Below are 18,683 nucleotides of genomic sequence, written 5' to 3'. Positions count from 1 at the left end.
GTCCGCGTAGGCGACGCTGTGCCCCGAATGCGAGGACTACCTGCGAGCCAGCGCTCACACCGATCAGTTTCGTACGCTGAACCGGTCTAAACCTCCGACACCGGCTGACGGAAGGCAGAGCGCGATGCGGAAACTGATCTACGGCATGAACCTGACACTGGATGGCTACATCGCCGCGCCCGGCGACGACCTCGGGTGGAGCGCGCCGAGCGACGAGCTGTTCCAGTGGTGGCTCGATCAGGAGCGGGCGGTCGGCCTGTTGCTGTATGGGCGCAAGCTGTGGGAGGCCATGAGTTCCCACTGGCCGACCGGCGACCAGCAGCCCAATGCCACGAAGGCGGAAATCGAGTTCGCGCGGAACTGGCGGGACACGCCGAAGGTGGTGTTCTCCTCGACGGTGGAGAAGGTCGACTGGAACACCCGCCTGGTCACCGGCGACGCGGTCGCGGAGATCACCCGGCTCAAGGCGCAGGACGGCGAGCCGATGAGGGTTGGTGGTGCAACGCTGGCCGGGGCGGCAATGCGGGCCGGGCTTGTCGACGAGTACACGATCGTGACCCACCCGGTCCTGGTGGGCGGCGGCACGCCGTTCTTCACCACGCTGGATAGCCGGGTGAACCTGAATCTGGTGGAGACGCGGACGTTTCCCGGCGGGGTGGTTATGACCCGGTACGAGACGAGACGCTGAGCGCGTTGGGCCGGTTCGTTCCTACGCCGACATCGTCATCAATGTCATAGCCCCTCGTTACACTGACGGGCCGAGAACGTAAGATCTGCGAAAGATATTGCAGTGCAGTCGAATTAACACATTTCGAACGCTTGTGCGAATGGCTTTCTGGGTGTAATCTCGAGTCATGGACTTCGGGGGAATGTTCGCCAGAGCGTCAGATCTGGCAGGGGATGCAGCCTTGGTCACCGGGGATGATAACGACATATCATCGCGCACGGTGGCGGTAATTCGACTCAATCATGTTGTGGAACAGATACTTTTCCGTCTGGTCGGGGAACTCGACCGGCGTGGGATAGCGCAGAAGTCAGGTGAGGGTTCGACCGCGAGACGGTTACAGCAGGCCGGGATGGCACCTGCGGTCGCGCACCGGTACGTGCGAGTGGGTAAGGCTCTCGTCGGGATTCCATCGGTCGCCTCGTATGGTATCGACGGGGCGCTGTCCGGTCAGCATGTAGATTCGATTGTGAAGGGGCTGAACCATATTGAACGACGAAACCCTGACCTTCCCGAGAGCGATCGCGCCGACTGTGTGCGCGGGCTACTGACCGAAGCACTGACCACCACCCTGGCAGCAGTGTCGGCCCGGGCACGTCATATGGCGTTGGCATTATCACCGCCCGACAAGCCGATACCCGATGCCGAGAACCATGAGCTCAACGAGTTCTCGCTCGGGACCGGTGACGATGGGCGCAGTCACGGCACGTTGGATCTGGACAACTTGTTGGGCGAGAAGCTTCGGGTCGCGCTCGATCCGTTGTCGAAGCCGGTGCCCGAGCCTGATGGATCACCCGATCCCCGATCCAACGCGCAGATCCGCGCGGACGCTTTGGAACGGCTGCTGGATTCCTACCTCGATCAAGAAGACCGTCCCACCCGCGGAGGCGCCAAACCTCATGTGGTGGTGACTGTTTCGCCGGAATACTTGCAGGCGATACAACTGCGGGGTGTCAGCTCGAAAGCACCAGCACTGCCGGCGACATTCGAATGGACCGGACCGGCATCGACATCGACCGCGCAGATGGTCGCCTGTGATTCAGTCATCACGAAAACCCTGCTCGACAACGACTCGGTACCACTCGATGTCGGACGCGAGCACCGCACCGTCACCCCGGCGATCCGCAAAGCACTGATCGCGCGAGACCGCGGTTGCGCATTCCCAGGCTGCGGATGCCCTGCCGGCTACACCGACGCCCACCACATCGACTTCTGGCGCAACGGCGGAACCACCAGCCTGACCAACATGGTCCTGCTGTGCCGACGCCACCACCGATACATCCACCACCGCGGCTGGACGGTATTTATCGGCCACGACGGGCACCCCTGGTTTGTTGCATCAGATGATGCGAGCAAGACACCGCTGAGATCGCATGCCCGTCGCACCCTGACCTCCGAGCCCCTCGCCGCATAAGCACGGCGGAACCGGAACAGGAACCGCCAGACCGATAACAACCCTGTGACAGCACATTTGCCAGAACCACCAATGCAACACAGCTAACCCTGTGAACTGCAAGATCTTTGACAACTACACAGTGTGGGCCCTTGGGGGGCCACTAATCAGGACTCGCCGCAGTCTGCAGGTTGGGCGCCGACCACACCACGGACAGAGAGAAGTCCTTCGAGGGTGTATTCGCCGGGCACCGCAGCCTGCAGAGTGACCCAGCTGTCCTCGGTTTCCTCGATGCAGGCGTACACGGACTCGTCGACGCTGCTACGTGCAACGAGATATTTGTTGTAGCGCAACTGAATTGGATGCGCATCTGAATTGGGAACGTCCAGCACGAGTTTGGACGGCGACGACTCGACCACGGTGAGTGGCAGCGGCACGATCGGTCTCGGATGCTCGACGCGGTAGAGCGTCCAGTCGTCGTTGCCCCACATGCGATCGAGATAGGGCAGGCCGTCGGTCACCAACGCGGCTTCATCCTTCAACTGCCGCAACGGATCTGCGGAGACCGCGACAAAAGCGACGGCGTTCTCGGCCAGCCAGCCCTGGTAGGACTCCGGCGTCAGCGCATCCTTCTCGTAGAAGATCGGGTTGTACCGCGAGTCCGACTGATTCTCCCAGCCGCGCGCGAGTTTGATGTCCAGGCCGAGTTTGTGTGCCCCGGCATGAGTCGTGGCATCCACGAGCTCCACGCGATGGTTGTCGATCTCCGGTTGTGCGAGCAACAGCGACTGAAGCGGTGTGTACGAGGTCTCACTCTTACCGGAATCCGCACCGACCACCTGATCAGCCGACGCCACGAACACGGCGTAGATCAATGCCGGCGCCAGGGCGATCGCCAGGACCTTCAATGACTTCTTCGAATAGAACAAGCAGATACACGGCAGCACAAGGCAAAAGAACCGGCTCAGGTTGGAACCGATCCCGGTCGGGACGAGGAACATGAAGATCGCCACCGCGCTCGCGAGCGGCACTATCCACCTGGCCGGCGGAATGGTCAGCACAAACGAGGCGCCGATCGCTATCAACGCCATCCAGAACAAGGTGGTGGCCGGAAAGCCCTGTGCGCCGGGCGCACCGAACATCACAAACGGCACGACGACCCCGAGCCCGGCCCCACCCAGAATCCACCAGACCTTGCGGGCCCGGGCATCCTTGCCGAGAGCGAACGGTAACGCCGCCAATCCGACGAACGCCGGCGCGAGCGGACTGGCCAAACCCGCCACCAGCAGACCGATGGCCGTCAGCGGCAACAGGTTTCGCCGGAAGGCAAGTATCGAGGCCAGGGCGATCGCCGCGCCAACAGAGAACGCGACCCGTCCCGACAACATGTTGAGAACAGCGGCGATCGTGATCGCCCACATCAACGCTGTGGCGTGGGTTCCACCTTTGGAGAGCGGGATCGACAGCAACGCGATGATCGCCGTCGCGATACACAACAGGAGCAGCGATCCGGTCACCGTCGACAGGGCCGGGACGATGAGTGAATAGCTTCCCGGGGATACGCCTCCGTACCAACCGAACCAGTAGCCCAGGCCGACACCCGAACGAGCGGCCTCTTCCCGGGCGATGGCTGCTTGCAGGTCACCAACCGTAGGGTGGGCAAGCCACAGCGTCACAATTGCCACCGCCGCCAACACCATCGGCCACAGGGGCCGCCAGCGCAACAGTGGCGTGGCCGCCGGAAGACTCATCCGAGCGGCACTCCAGACATGGCCGGCGTGACCGCCGATCGGTGGCGCCACCAACGCAGCAGCGCAGGTGCGTAAATGATCAGCGCGGCAACGGCAAGCAGGGCCACGCCCGCGATCACGTCGAGGATGAAGTGGTTACCCGAACCCATCACGACGAAGTAGGTGGTCAGCGGGTAGAGCAAACCGACGAACCGCAGCCACTTCCACTTCGCGAAGCAGAACAGGACTATGCCGCACCACGTTGCCCAGGCACAGTGCAACGACGGCATGGCGGCAAACTGGTTCGAGATCGCGTCGCTTCCGGGCGCACCGGATGCGGGCCACCATCCCCACGATGCGGTCTGCGCCATGATGTCGACAAAGCCTTCGTCGGCAAGCAGACGCGGCGGTGCCGTGGGCATGCAGTAGAAGCCGATCAGCGCCAGACCGGTGGTGAGGACCAGGACACCGCTCACCTTGCGGTAGTGCTCCTTGCGCCGGAACATCAACCAGATCAACACGGCCGGGGTGACCCAGAAGTGCAGGGTCGCGTACTGCAGGGCAACGATATTCGCCAGCCACCCGGTGGTGTGGACCAATTCGTTCAGCGGCCGCTCGAGCGCGATGTGCCAGGCGTCTTCGAAACGGAGGATGTCGTTGGCGTTGCGGTAGGCCTGGTCGGCCACGTCGCCGACGCTGTTACGGATCAGCGAATAGACCGTGTACAGGGATCCGAGCATGAGGACTTCAAGCCACCATCGGGGCCGGGCGAGGTAGCGGTTGACACGAGTGGCGACTGCCCGGAAGCCGGTTTGCCTTAGCTCGGACTCATAAGTATCGAATTCTGCCGCGTCGAACTCGGCGGATTCGTACTCCGCGGCGCCGACCACACCGCTCTTCGGATCGGCAGTGGCGGGTCGGCGGTCATCGCGGAGCGTCATACACACAACTCCCGCATAGAACCCTCCACACACCTAGACAACTCAGAAACACGCGGGTCCCTATTCGAAAGGGACCGACCGCGAAACTACCTCGTTCACACCACGGCCCGACACAACTCCGTACAGATCCAACGCCCGAGTGGGCGCAAAGGCTCTGCTGGATCATAACCGAGGAGCTCTGCACATCCTTCCCACGCGCCGCCCGAGAGTCGCTGAACAGGGCGAACGTGTCCACTTTCGGGTTCGGCCCCGCGTACTGGGGTCATTCTGCACCATCGGGCGTGACCCTGACCACACTGTCGGTCGGGCGGGAGACGTCAGGTTCAGCCGATCAGATCGATGATCCGGCGAATCGCGAACTCATATCCTCGAACCCCGAAACCGGCCACAACGCCCGATGCGATCCCGGAAACGTACGACTTGTGCCGGAATTCCTCGCGGGCATGCACGTTGCTGATGTGTACCTCGATGATCGGTACCTCCGGGATGACCAGGGCATCTCGCAGCGCGATGGAGGTATGGGTCCAGGCGCCCGGATTGATGACGATTCCGCTGACCTGCCCCCGGGACTGCTGTATCCACTCCAGCATCTCGCCCTCGTGGTTCGTCTGGCGCGCATCGACGGTAAATCCGTACTCGGCAGCGGTCGAGGTCGCGAGCGCCACCACGTCGTCGAGTGAGTCGGAGCCGTACACCTCGGGCTGTCTGGTCCCGAGCGTGTTGAGATTGGGACCGTTCAGCAACAGGACAGGCAGCTTTTCGCTCATCGCGCCCAGTTTTTCGCTCATTGCGCAAAGTGTATTGCGCGCCACCGCACCGCTGGTCAATCCGACACGCAAGGACCGATAGCATCAGTCCTTGTGCCAGATGCCGCCGAGACAGACAAGACGCCGCCATCTGTCGGCACCGCAGGCCGAGACCGGGTCCGTATCGCGAAAATCACCGCGATCATCGCAGGGCTTGCCGGAATCCTTCTTGCGTTGCTCACTCCGCTGCTCCCGGTCACCCAGACCACAGCCGATCTGAACTGGCCGCAGCAGAACAAGCTGGAATCGGTGTTGGCACCACTGGTGTCCTATGTGCCGATCGACCTCGAGATCTCGGTGCCCTGCGTTGCCCTCGACCAGCTGACCGAACCAGGGCAGACCGTATTGGTCTCGACCCTCCCGAAGGAGGCCGAGAAATCGGTCGCCCGAGGCCTGTTCATTCGCAAGTCCGGCCAGACCACCGACGCTTTGGATCGCCAGTCCGTCGAGGTCGTGGTCCGCAACACCCCGGTCGCCTCCGCCACCCTCGCCCAGATCCGGTCGCAGGACTGCCAGAGCATCAACGTCACCGCGACCTTCGAGTCGGTGCGGGCCGAGTTCGTCGGCATGACGAACGCCGAGGGCGAGCCGCTGGTCGGCGAGACCACCGATGGCGATCAGCGCCCGCAGCTCACCGGTGTCTACACCGACCTCACCGGTTCGGCGAGCACCCTGCCGGACCTGAAGGCGCACGCGACCATCGACGATCGCTACACAACGGCTCCCACGGTGCTCAAGTGGATGGCCATCGCGGTCGGGGTGGTGCTGACTCTGATCTCACTCGGCGCACTCGCCGTCCTCGACGGCACCGACGGCCGTAGACACCGACGGATCCTGCCGCAGAATTGGTGGCGATTCAACGCCCGCGATGCCGTGGTCATCGGCGGCCTGCTGATTTGGCACATCGTCGGCGTCAACACGTCCGACGACGGTTACATCCTGACCATGTCGAGGGTCGCCGAGGATGCCGGATATACGGCGAACTACTACCGCTGGTACGGCGCACCCGAGGCTCCGTTCGGCTGGTATTACCAAGTCTTCGGATGGCTCGCGCACGTCACGACCGCCAGCCCGTGGATGCGGCTGCCCGCGTTGGTATGCGGAATCCTGGTGTGGCTCATCATCTCCCATGAGGTGCTACCCCGGCTGGGACGCGCGGCGACCGTCAATCGCATCGTGCCGTGGACCGCAGCGTTTGTGTTCATGGCATCGTGGTTCCCGTTTAACAACGGTCTGCGTCCCGAACCCATCATCTGCCTCGGCGCACTGCTGACCTGGTGTTCGGTCGAACGTGCCATCGCCACCGGTCGGATGTTGCCTGCGGCGGTGGCCTGCACCATCGGCGCGTTCAGTCTCGCCGCGGGTCCGACCGGCCTGATGGCCGTGGCCGCGTTGATCGCCGGCGCCCGCCCGATGGTGATGTCGCTCATCAAGAGAGCCAAGACCATCGGCGGCGGAGTCCGGAGCTACCTCGCGCTGCTCGCGCCGATCGGCGCCGCCGGCGTCTTCGTGATGTTCGTGGTGTTCTCCGACCTCACACTCGCTGCGTTCACCCAGTCGACGAGTATGAAGACGGCACTGGGACCCTCACTGAGCTGGTACAACGAGTTCGACCGCTACACGGCGCTGTTCGAGTTCTCCGCCAACGGTTCGGTGGGTCGCCGGTTCGCCGTGCTCGCGATGCTGGTGGGCCTGGTGGTCTCGGGTGCGATGCTGATCCGCAAGAGCCGGATCCCCGGAACCGCGCTCGGCCCGTCGCGGCGCATCGTCGGGATCACGTTCGCATCGCTGATCTTCCTGATGTTCACGCCCACCAAGTGGACGCACCAGTTCGGTGTCTTCGCGGGTCTGGCCGCTGCGCTGGCCGCGATCGCGGCGATCGCCGTGAGCGCCGAGGCCATGCATGCCCGGCGCAACCGGACGCTGTTCGTCGCGTTGGTCCTGTTCGTCACAGGGTTGTCGTTCACCGCACCCAACGCGTCGTTTTACGTCTCCAACTGGGGTATGCCGTGGGGCGTGCTCCCGGTACGGATGGGCGTCGCCCTCGGTAGCCTGCTGCTGTTCCTGAGCGTGCTGGCCCTGTTGGCCGCCTTCTGGTTCCATTTCCGGGAGCCGTTCCGGGAACCCGAGACGGCAAACACACCCGAAACCAGCGGCCGCCGCCGGTGGGTGGGCACGCTCGCCGCCTCACCACTGGCCATCGCGGCCATGTTTGTAGTCGTCTTCCTGCTGGCCACCTCGATGGCCTCGGCGGTGAAGCAGAGCGGGTCGTTCTCGGTCCCCTCGTCCAACATCGATGCGTTGACCGGTGAGGTCTGCGGGATGGCCGACAAGGTCCTCGTCGAGCCCGATCCTTCCGCAGATCTACTCGAACCGGTGAACGGCAACATCGTCGACGGTCTGTCCGGCACCCAGCCCGCCGGTGGCGTACCCCCGGCAACGTCCGGGTTCACACCCAACGGCCTGCCGCTGTCACTCAATTCGACCGCCAGCGCCGGCAGCCTCGGTGTTCTCGGCGCAAATGTCGCGGCCTCGCCCGACGTCCTCAACTCGAACGCAGGCGGTACGGGCGGCGGCGAGTCCGACCAAGCCGGGATCAACGGCAGCACGGCCAAGTTGCCGTTCGGGCTCGACCCGGCGAAGACACCGGTCCTCGGCAGTTACTCGCAGGACGACCAGTTCCCCTCGTATCTGACCTCATCGTGGTACCGACTGCCTGCGCGCACCGCCGACACCCCGCTGGTCACGATGGCCGTGGCGGGCCAGTTCGACATCGAGCACATCAAGTTGGAGTACTCGACCGGTTCGGGCGACCTCAACGAGGACTACCAGGTGGCCGGAGAGGTCGACCTGATCGATCCGGGCCCGCGTCCGTCGTGGCGCGACCTGCGCACCTACCGCAGTTCGTTCCCGGCCGACACCACGGCCATCAGGATCGTGGCCAAGGACGAAAATCTGGCCCAGGACAACTTCATCGCCGTGACCCCACCCCGGGTACCGCGGCTGGAGACGCTGCAGGCGATGGTCGGCAGCAAGGCGCCCGTACAGATCGACTGGACCAACGGACTGGCCTTCCCGTGCCAGCGTCCGTTCGGTCACAAGTACGGCGTCGCCGAGATCCCGAAGTGGCGGATCGCACCGGGCGCAGACCTGTCCGCGGCCGTCGGTGCGTGGTCCGATGCCTTCGGTGGCGGACCGCTGGGATGGATCGAGGTGGCCCTGGACAAGACGACGGTGCCGTCTTACCTCGAGGGCGACATCGGTCGCGACTGGGGTTCGCTGGTGCGGTACGAGCCGTTCGGTGAACCCGCCACGGTGGCCAAATTGGACCTGGGAACCGCAACCCGCTCGGGTCTGTGGAGTCCGGCACCGATCCGCTATTGAGACCCAGAACGAACCGACCCTGAGAACGAACCGGACCTTGCCCTGGTCGCGGGGCAGGTACGGGTTCTCAGGTCAGTGCAATACCATCGTCTCTCGTGCCTGTGTCCTCTCACCTCCCCAGTGCGGGGACAGTCCGTTGGGTCGCAATAGTGGCCGGTCTCGTGGGGATCGTGTTCTGCGCGGTCTCTCCCCTGCTACCCGTCAAACAGTCGACCGCGACCATCGAATGGCCCACCGGCCAGCAGCTTTCTCCCGAGACCGCATCGGTCACCGCGCCGCTGATCGCGCAGACCCCGCAGGCCTTCGACGCGACGATCCCCTGTTCGTTGATCGGGACGCTGCCAGAAGGTGGCGGACTGGTCCTGGCGACCATGCCGCCGGGAGCCGAGCGCTACAACCAGAACGCCCTCGTGGTCGACGCGTCTGCGAACTCCGTCTCGGTGGTGTTCCGCAACGAACTGGCGACATCCGCAGCGCGCGCCGACATCGGCACCCCGCAGTGCCGCGACTTACACGTCTGGTCGACGCCGACCGGTGCAGGCGCAGAGTTCGTCGGGCTCGGTCCCGCAGGCCTCCTCGGGATCGACTCGCGTCCGCAATTCGACGGCGTATTCACCGACCTGTCCACCGGTGACGTGGAAGCTGCTACTGCGCAAGGACTTTCGGCGACCACCACCGTCGACAACCGTTTCGACAGCTCCCCGACCGCGATCAAGACGATCGTCCTGGTCCTCGGCCTGATCGCCATCGCGATCTCACTGGTGTGCCTGGCCCTGCTTGACCGGATCGACGGCTACCACCGCCGGATCGGGAAACGTACCTGGAAGCGACTGCTGCGGCCGCGGGTCAGCGACCTCGCCGTCACCGCGGTCCTGGTGATCTGGCATTTCCTCGGCGCCGGATCGCCCGACGACGGCTACATCCTGAACATGGGCCGGGCCTCGGAATCGGCCGGCTACCTGGCCAACTATTACCGCTTCTACGGGATCGCCGAGGCCCCGTTCGACTGGTACTACTCGTTCCTCGCCGCCTGGTCGGAGGTGTCGACATCCGGTCTGTGGATGCGGATCCCCTCGCTGCTGGCCGGTCTGGCGTCCTGGTTCATCCTCTCGCGGGTGCTCCTGCCGCGACTGGGCGCGGGGGTGCGCCGCAGCAACTGGGCCGTCTGGGCCGCAGCCACGGTGTTCACCGCGTTCTGGATGCCCTTTGCGAGCGGCCTGCGCAGCGAGTCGATCATCATCCTCGGATCACTGCTCACCTGGTGGGCTGTCGAGCAGGCCATCGCCACGCGACGTCTACTCCCCGCCGCGCTGGCGGCGATGGTGGCAGGCCTCACGCTGGCACTGGCCCCGCAGGGTGTCATCGCGATCGCCGTCCTGATCGTCGGCGCCCGCCCGATGCTGCGAATCGTCATCGAGCGCAGCCGCGAATCGGCCACCACCACCCGTGGTCGCTGGGTGAACCTGGCCGCCCTTGCCGCACCGTCGGTCGCCGCCGCCTCTCTCGTGGTGCTGGTGGTGTTCCGCGATCAGACGCTGGCAACGGTCTTCGACGCGGTCCGCACCCGCTACATCGTCGGCCCCACGATCTCGTGGTGGCAGGAATACCTGCGCTACTACTTCATCACCGTCACCACGCCCGACGGTGCACTGACCCGACGGGTTCCGCTACTCCTGTTGCTGGCGTCGATGTTCGTGACGCTGGCTGTGATGTTGCGGCGCAGCAAGATTCGGGCGATCGACCCGGGTCCGGTGTGGCGCGTCCTCGGAGCCACCCTGATCACGCTGTTGCTGCTGATGTTCACCCCAACCAAGTGGACGATCCACTTCGGCATCTTCGCCGGATTCGGAGCCGCACTGGCGGCCACGGCCACCGTCGCCGTCGCCCAGTCCGCGGCCCGATCGACACGCAACCTCTCGGTGTTCGTCGCCGGACTGATGTTTGCCATGGCCGCGGCGATGGCAGGCGAGAACGCCTGGCCGTTCGCCTACAACTTCGGTATCTCCTGGTTCGACAAGGCACCCGTCCTGGCCGGACGTGAGGTCTCGACGATCTTCCTGATCCTCGCCGTCGTCGCCGCTGCGGTTGCCGTCTGGCAGCACCTGCGCCACGACTTCGTGCAGAACAAGGGCCTGGTCCACACCGGCGACGAGGCCCAGAAGAAGTCCGACCGTCGCCGGCTCACCCTGGCCTCCTCCCCCATCGCGCTGATCGCCGGGTTCATGGTGATCTGCATGCTTGCGGTGTTCGCGAAGGCCGCGCTCTCCCGCTACCCCGCGTACACGGTCCTCGACGCCAACCTCGCCACCCTGAAGGGCAACAGCTGCGCGATGGCGGACGCGGTACTGGTCGAGCAGGACCCCAACAAGGGCATGCTGACCCCCGCGGACGGGGTCTCGGTCTCCGATGCCCTCGCCGGAGAGAATCCGGTCGGGTTCACACCCAACGGTGTCGCGGAGAGCCTCACACCCGAGGCCGGATCGGCCCGCCCCGGACAGATGAACGTCTCGGCCAGCTTCAACAAGCCCTTCGTCGTCTCCGGATCGGGCGCGGGTATCGCAGGCGGATACGGCCCCGAGACGGTCAACGGTTCGAAGGTCGCCCTGCCATTCGGACTCGACCCGGCCACCACGCCGGTGCTCGGAAGCTACGGGTACGACTCGGGCGAGGCCACACTGATGACCGACTGGTATCAACTGCCGGCCCGTGACGCTTCCCCGATCCTCGCTTTCAGCGCCGCCGGACCGGTCCTCACGCTCAACGAAGAGGGCGTCATGACATTCGGGCAGCAACTGCAGATCCAGTTCGGCATCGAAGAGGCCGACGGCACGTTCGTCGACGTCGGAGCGCAGATCCGCCCCATCGACCCGGGTCCGGACAAGCCGAACCGGCCGTGGCGCAACCTGGTGATCCCGATGGATCAGGTACCCACCGAGGCGACCGGCATGCGGATCATCGCCAAGGACAACAACGTCAACAACAAGCAGTGGCTGGCGATCACCCCACCGCGGGCACCGCAGCTGCGGACGTTGCAGGAGGTCGTCGGATCCCAGGCGCCGACGCTGATCGACTTCTCCGTTGCGAGCCAGTTCCCGTGCCAGCGCCCGTTTGCCATCAACGACGGGGTCGCCCAGATCCCTGCGTGGCGGATCCTGCCGGACCGCACGACGGCCGCATCGCAATCGAAGACCTGGCAGGCGGCCGAAGACGGCGGCGTGCTCGGTGTGACCGAAGCCGTCACCCGCGCCGACACGGTTGCGACCTACCTCGACGACGACTGGTACCGCTCGTGGGGATCTCTCGAGGCCCTGATCCCGCTGGTGCCCGACGCCCCGGAAGCGAACATCATCACCGGTACCGAAACAAAATGGGGCTGGTCGCGCACCGGTCCGCTGAGAGTGGTGCCGCAAGAAAATGAGTGAAAAGGCGAGCATCATCAGTAAAAACGGGTCAGTGGGCAGATTTGCCGGCCCTGGTTACCGGAACGTCAAGATAGTTGCCGTGGTGGCGGGCCTGATCGGCGTGCTCCTGGCCTGCCTCAGTCCGCTGATGCCGGTGAATCAGACCACCGCGCAACTCAACTGGCCGCAGGACAACCAGGTCACCAACGTCTCGGCGCCGCTGGTCTCTTTTGTACCGGTCGACATGCGGGTGTCCGTACCCTGTTCCACCGCTGCCGATCTGCCCGCCGATGGCGGCGTACTGCTCTCGACGTTGCCCGCGGGCGGACAGGACGCGACGTCGCGAGGACTGTTCATCCGCGCCACATCCGACAGCATCACCGTCACCGACCGTGACGTGGTGCTGCTGACAGCGGATCGTGCTGCAGCCCAGTCGAATCCGGATTGTCGGATCACGTTCAACGCCGACGGTGAGCGCGCCTACGGTGAGATCGTGAACGGCGGAACCGAAGGTCTGCTCTCGTTCGACGTCCCTGATCCGAACCTGCGCCCGCAGATCGTCGGTGTGTTCACCGGACTGCCGCAGAGCGTTTCGCCGCAAGGCCTGGAGTTCTCGGCCACCATCGACACCAGGTTCGTCACCACCCCGACAAACCTGAAGTTCGCGGCGATGGTCATCGGCATCGTGATGACCATCCTGTCCTTGATCGCGCTGGCACTGCTCGATGCGCGCGACGGTCGCGGACATCACCGATTCCTGCCCCGGCGTTGGTGGACGATCCGCGTCTCGGATGTGGTGGTGTTCGCCACGTTGGCGCTGTGGTGGCTGATGGGGGCCAACACCTCTGACGACGGCTACAACTTCACGGTCGGACGCATCGCGAGCAAAGCCGGATACGTCGACAACTACTACCGCTATTTCGGTGTGCCGCAAGATCCGTTCGGTTGGCACTACCAGGTGATCTCGGCCATGACCCACGTGAGTTTGTCGACTCCGTGGATGCGTCTGCCTGCGTTCTTGCTCGGGCTTCTGGGCTGGTGGCTGATCTCCCGTGAGGTGATCCCACGCCTGGGCCGCACGGTCCGGCATTCGACCCCGGCCCTGTGGTCGGCGTTGTTCGTGTTCCTGGCCATCTGGCTGCCGTACAACAACGGACTGCGCCCCGAACCCGCACTGGCGGTCGGCGCCCTGCTGACCTGGTGTTCGGTGGACCGCTCGATCGCCACGGGACGATTACTGCCATTGGCGGTCGCCGCGATCATCGCGTCGTTCACCCTGGCGCTGGCGCCCGGTGGCCTGATGGCCGTGGCACTTCTGCTCGCAGGCATCCGGCCACTGTTGCGCCGGATCATGGCCCGCCGTGGCCGTGACGGACTACTGCCACTGCTGGTACCGATCCTGGCAGCCGGAACCGCGGTGTTGTACAACATCTTTGCCGACCAGACCCTCGCCACGATCATGACGTCGTCGAACGTGGCCACCGAGGTCGGACCGACACTCGAATGGTGGCAGGAACCGGTCCGGTACTACTACCTGATGCTGCCGACCGCCGACGGCACCCTGTCGAGGCGGTTCGGCATCCTGATGGCATTCCTGTGCCTGATGGTCGTCCTGCTGATGCTGCTGCGTCGCCGGACACCGATGGGTATCCCGAAGGGACCCACCTGGCGTCTGGTGGCCGGTGTCTTCGGCTTCATATTCTTCCTCGCCTTCACACCGACCAAGTGGACCCATCACCTCGGTGTCTACGCGGGTATCGGCGCGGCGCTCGCGGCGGCCGCCGGCGCGATGATGGCCCCGGCGATCTTGCGGCGCAGGCGAAATCGAACGTTCTTCGCCGCCGCCGTGCTCTATGTGACCGCGCTGTCGTTTGCCGGAACCAACGGTTGGTGGTTCGTGGGTAGCTACGGCATCCCGTGGTGGGATCGGCCGCCTGCCATCGCCGGGATCCGGGTCGCGTGGATCGTCCTCGCGATCGCTGTCGCCACCACCCTGGTGGGCCTGTACCAGCACTTCCGCGACGACTACGTCGACTCCGAACAGCGCACAGAGGGCTCGAAGTTCTGGCACCGGTTCGCGTTCTCCCCCATGCCTGTCATCTCCGGACTGGTGGTTCTGTTCATGTTGCTGTCGTTCGCCAAGGCAGCATATGAACAGCGCGACAGCTACTCGTGGCTCAACTCGAATGTGGCTGCACTGCAAGGTGACATCTGCGCGATGGCCGACGACATCCTGGTGGAACCGAACCCGAACACAGGACTGCTGCAGCCGGCATCTGTTGCCGGTCAGGTCGATCTGACCCCGGGTGAAGCACTCTCCGGGACCGACATGACCGGATTCACCCCGAACGGCGTACCCGACGACCTGTCCGTGGACGCAACCGAGTCGACGGAGGCGGCCGCCCTGAACACGGCGCAGACCGGGGCGGGCGCCAATGAGGCGGACGACACCGACGAGGCCGGAACCGGCGGCGGCCAAGGCGCTCTCGGCGTGAACAGCTCGACGGTGCGTCTACCGTTCGGCCTCGATCCGGCGATCACCCCGGTCCTGGGCAGCTATGGCTCGTCCGGCGGATCCCTGACCTCGGCCTGGTACCAGATGCCCGCGCCGAATGCGGACTCACCGCTGCTCACGCTGTCTGCGTCCGGGCGCATCGAAGCCGTCGACGGTGACGGCATCGTCCAGTCCGGACAGAAACTGGTTGTGGAGTTCGGGCGCCCCGGACCCGGCAATACCGTTGTGGCGCTCGGCCAGATGGGTCCGATCGACACCGGCGAGCAGCCGATCTGGCGGAACCTGCGGTTCCCGCTCAGCGATGCCCCCGCCGGGGCCTCTGTGGTGCGCGTGATCGCTGCGGACACCTCTGCTGCCCCTGATCAGTGGCTGGCGCTCACGCCTCCTCGCATCACGAAGATGGAGACCCTCGACAAGCTCGTCGGCCACGACGATCCAGTGCTGATCGACTGGCTACCTGCTCTGGCATTCCCATGCCAGCAGCCGATGGCGGTGAAGTACGGCGTGATCGAGGTGCCGAAGTGGCGCATCCTGCCGGACGCCGAGGCAACTCGCCAGAGCACCCAGACCTGGATGTCCGGCGACGCCGGCGGACCACTGGGCATTACCCAGGCGATGTTGCGGCCCACCATCATTCCGTCGTACATGCGGAACAACTGGGGCCGGGATTGGGGTTCGCTGCAGAAGTTCACCCCCATCGTCGAGGCCAAGCCCGCCCAACTCGAGATCGGATCGACCACGCATTCGGGTCTGTACGACCCCGCCCCGATGCGTGGCGCCCGTTACTGAGCCATATCGACCGCCGCACCCCGATGATGTGGCCTTATGGCGTTGCCCACCTGGGCTTTTGCTCGCCATAAGGGCACATCATCGGGACTAGGGGGTCAGGTCGAGGGCGGCACGGACAATGCTGTCCGTGTCGATGCCGTGAAAGCTGTACACATCGTCAAGGGTGCCGACCTGACCGAATCGGCTGACGCCGAGGGCGATTCCGCGGACCTGATTGATGGTCTGCAGGAAGGCCAGGGTGTGCGGGTGTCCGTCGAGGACTGACACCATCGGTGCGGCCCGCTCGGCCGGGAAGATCTGATCGAGGATCCAGGTCGGCGCGTCACCGTGTCCGCGGCGGGCCTGCAGGGCTTCGAAGAGCAGTCCGGGGCTGGTCACACACACCACCTCGGCGGCGATGCCCTGGTCGGCGAGTCGATCTGCCGCCGTGAGGGATTCGGTGAGCATTGCGCCCATGGCCACCAGCGTCACCTGGGGATCGGCTGTGTGGCGTGCCGTGTAGGCGCCTGCCACCACCTGCCGGCGGCGACGTTCCCGGGCCGCCGGATCGGTCGGGACCGCTGCCAGGCGCTGATCGACGGGGCGGGTCGACAGCCGCAGGTACGACGAGTTTCCGTCGGTCCGACCCAGGCGGCCGATGCAGGACAACAGGATCCACTCCACGTCGATCGCGAACGCCGGCTCGTAGCTGATACACCCCGGCTGCTCCAGTCCGATCGACGGCGTCTTGATCGACTGGTGCGCACCGCCTTCGGCCGCGAGGGTGACACCGGAGGGCGTGCCCACCAGAATCGACTGTCCGCCTGCATAGATTCCGTATGACCAGGGTTCGAGCGCCCGTTCCACAAACGGGTCGTACATCACGCCGATCGGGAAAAGCGGCTCGCCCCAACGACTCCAGGTGGCACCGAGTTCACCCATCAGGCCGACAAGATTGGTCTCGGCGATACCGAGTTCCATATGCTGCCCGGTCGGCCGTTCCCGCCAGTGCATGATCGTCTCGGAGTCGTCGTCGAACCAGTTCCGACGCTCCCCCGGAGACCACACACCCACCTTGTTGAGCCATCCGGCGAGGTTGGTGGTGGAACTGACATCGGGGCTCACGGTCACCACACGCTGTGCGGCATCAGGGGATTCACGACTGAGGTCGAGCAGCGTACGACCGAGAGCCGCCTGGGTGGTGGAGGTTCCCGACGGCGTGCGCCCGAAATCGGCAGGCACCTGCGGCGGCAGGTTCGGAGTGGTGTCGTCGCGGTGCAGCGCGGCGGCGGTTTCGCGGCACAGCAGGCCCGCGGCGGAGCTGTCGTCGAATCGGGCCCACGGCTTGGCCGGGTCCATCCCCAGACCGGTGGCGAGCTCGTCGTATTGCGGAACCGTCAGCAGCGACGAATGGTTCTGCGGATGCCCTTCGGTCGGCAGCGCGTGACCCTTGATCGTGTAGGCGATGATGATCGTCGGCCTGGTGTCGTCGATCTCGCTGTACGCCTTGCGCAGTGCGTCGAGATCGTGCCCGCCGAGGTTGCGGATCGCCCGGGTCAGGGTGTCGTCGTCGAGTCCGGCGATCAGGTCGGCCACCGCCTGCGCCTCCGGACCGTCACCGGGCAGGCGGGTGCGCAGGTCATCTGCCTGGCAGCGCAGCAGCCGCTGGTATTCGGGGTTCGGCATCTGCAGGATCCGAGTTCGCAGCGCCTGCCCACCCGGGCGCGTGAACAGCTCCTCGAGCAGGGCACCGAACTTGACGGTGATCACCTGCCAGCCGGCGGCGTCGAACATCTTCTCCAGGCGGTCCGCGGCGATGTTCGGGACAACCCGGTCCAGGGACTGACGATTGAGGTCGACGATCCAGACGACTTCACCGAGTTCGGCGACCGACGGATCGAGGATCGCCTCCCACACGGCACCTTCGTCGAGTTCGGCGTCGCCAACCAACGAGTACTGCCTGCCCTTGCCTGCACCGCCGAACGTGGTCTCGACATAACGCCGGGCCACTGCGCCCCAGATGGGTGCGGTCGCACCGATTCCGACGGATCCGGTCGAATAGTCCACCGGATCAGGATCTTTTGTGCGACTCGGGTAGCTCTGCAGGCCGCCGAATTCCCGGAGCCGGGTCAGATAGGACTCGTCGAGTTCGCCGAGGAGGTAGTTGATGGCGTGCAGAACCGGCGAGGCGTGGGGTTTGACGGAGACCCGATCTCCGGGACGTAGCTGGTCGAACCAGAGTGTGGTCATGATCGACACCATCGACGCGCACGACGCCTGATGGCCGCCGACCTTGAGTCCCGAGGTGTTCGGCCGGACCCGGTTGGCGTGGTGAATCATCGACGTCGCAAGCCAGAGCACTCGCTGCTCGACGTCCGCCAGCGATCCGAGGTCCCGCTTGTCCATCAGTTGCTCCTACCCATAGATGTTGCTTGACTGCATCACGCACAGACTTTCTGCGCAAGCAATGGCCATGAGAGTATGCATTTTGCACACCAGGGCGGTTTCGATGGTTCTCAGCGGAGGCACAATGAGCAGCGGTCACCAGGCCGACCCGATCGACGCGAAGGTGCTCCGCGCCCTCGCCGCCGAGCCACGGGCGACCGTCTTGTCGTTGGCCGAACAGACGGGGTTGTCGCGCAACACGGTTCAGTCCCGGTTGGCGAAGCTGGAATCGAGCGGTGCGCTGCGATCGGTGGAGCGGCGTATCGATCCGGCGGCGCTTGGTTATCCGATGACCGCGTTCATCCTCACCAGCGTGGTGCAGCGCGAATTGACCGCGGTCGGCAAGGCGTTGGACGCCATACCCGAGGTCGTCGAGGTCCACGGACTGAGCGGCGCAACAGATCTGCTGGTCCAGGTGGTCGCGCGGGACGCCGATGACCTCTATCGGATCGCCGGCCAGGTGCTTGACATCGACGGCGTCGAGCGAACGATGACGTCGCTGGTGATGCGCAGACTCGTGGACTACCGCCTCGACCCGCTCCTACAGCGTTTCGAAGGCTCCGACGGCTGATAGCT

10 protein-coding genes are annotated in these 18,683 nt (G+C 64.9%); 6 read left to right on the top strand and 4 right to left on the bottom strand.

The window, feature by feature from the left end; genetic code table 11:
• Positions 1 to 124 precede the first annotated feature (124 nt).
• Together AC1TQG_RS10145 and AC1TQG_RS10140 are read left to right on the top strand one after the other, a co-directional pair.
• Complete coding sequence (locus AC1TQG_RS10145) at positions 125 to 688, top strand: dihydrofolate reductase family protein (protein ID WP_482136793.1); 564 nt, start codon at positions 125 to 127, stop codon at positions 686 to 688.
• A 286-nt stretch (positions 689 to 974) separates the two neighbouring features.
• A complete protein-coding gene (locus AC1TQG_RS10140) occupies positions 975 to 2,138 on the top strand; it encodes an HNH endonuclease signature motif containing protein (RefSeq protein ID WP_482136792.1) in 1,164 nt (387 codons plus the stop codon).
• A gap of 146 nt (positions 2,139 to 2,284) precedes the next feature.
• On the opposite strand, the gene AC1TQG_RS10135 is transcribed toward AC1TQG_RS10140, so the two are convergent.
• The 3 genes from AC1TQG_RS10135 to aroQ all read right to left on the bottom strand — a co-directional run bounded on the left by AC1TQG_RS10135 (position 2,285) and on the right by aroQ (position 5,576).
• Positions 2,285 to 3,868 carry a hypothetical protein gene (locus AC1TQG_RS10135; protein ID WP_482136791.1) on the bottom strand — a complete coding sequence of 528 codons (1,584 nt, stop codon included), beginning with the start codon at positions 3,866 to 3,868 and terminating at the stop codon, positions 2,285 to 2,287.
• Entirely contained in the window at positions 3,865 to 4,788 is a 924-nt protein-coding gene (locus AC1TQG_RS10130) for a phosphatase PAP2 family protein (protein WP_482136790.1), read from the bottom strand. Before AC1TQG_RS10130 ends, AC1TQG_RS10135 begins: the two co-directional genes overlap by 4 nt.
• A 323-nt stretch (positions 4,789 to 5,111) precedes the next feature.
• Positions 5,112 to 5,576, bottom strand: a complete 465-nt coding sequence (gene aroQ, locus AC1TQG_RS10125) for a type II 3-dehydroquinate dehydratase (RefSeq protein ID WP_482136789.1) — start codon at positions 5,574 to 5,576, stop codon at positions 5,112 to 5,114.
• A gap of 72 nt (positions 5,577 to 5,648) precedes the next feature.
• Between aroQ and AC1TQG_RS10120 the strand changes: the two genes are divergently transcribed.
• The 3 genes from AC1TQG_RS10120 to AC1TQG_RS10110 all read left to right on the top strand — a co-directional run bounded on the left by AC1TQG_RS10120 (position 5,649) and on the right by AC1TQG_RS10110 (position 15,683).
• Positions 5,649 to 8,978, top strand: a complete 3,330-nt coding sequence (locus AC1TQG_RS10120) for an arabinosyltransferase domain-containing protein (RefSeq protein ID WP_482136788.1) — start codon at positions 5,649 to 5,651, stop codon at positions 8,976 to 8,978.
• Between the two features lie 95 nt (positions 8,979 to 9,073).
• The gene (locus tag AC1TQG_RS10115) at positions 9,074 to 12,400 is read left to right on the top strand and encodes an arabinosyltransferase domain-containing protein (protein WP_482136787.1); all 3,327 of its coding nucleotides are present in this window, start codon (positions 9,074 to 9,076) and stop codon (positions 12,398 to 12,400) included.
• Complete coding sequence (locus tag AC1TQG_RS10110; RefSeq protein WP_482136786.1) at positions 12,393 to 15,683, top strand: arabinosyltransferase domain-containing protein; 3,291 nt, start codon at positions 12,393 to 12,395, stop codon at positions 15,681 to 15,683. The genes AC1TQG_RS10115 and AC1TQG_RS10110 overlap by 8 nt, the downstream gene beginning before the upstream one ends.
• 87 nt (positions 15,684 to 15,770) lie before the next feature.
• Here the strand turns inward: AC1TQG_RS10110 and AC1TQG_RS10105 are convergent, their stop codons facing one another.
• Positions 15,771 to 18,068 (bottom strand): transketolase-like TK C-terminal-containing protein, encoded by a 2,298-nt coding sequence (locus tag AC1TQG_RS10105; RefSeq protein WP_482136785.1) that lies wholly within the window; start codon positions 18,066 to 18,068, stop codon positions 15,771 to 15,773.
• Between the two features lie 124 nt (positions 18,069 to 18,192).
• Between AC1TQG_RS10105 and AC1TQG_RS10100 the strand changes: the two genes are divergently transcribed.
• Positions 18,193 to 18,678: an Lrp/AsnC family transcriptional regulator gene (locus AC1TQG_RS10100; RefSeq protein ID WP_482136784.1), complete on the top strand. Its 486-nt coding sequence runs from the start codon at positions 18,193 to 18,195 to the stop codon at positions 18,676 to 18,678.
• The last annotated feature ends 5 nt before the right edge of the window (positions 18,679 to 18,683 follow it).

The sequence above is a fragment of the Williamsia sp. Y844 genome, from assembly GCF_056786475.1.
Note: the sequence above shows the minus strand (reverse complement) of the source record. Positions and strands in the feature narration are given on the sequence as shown.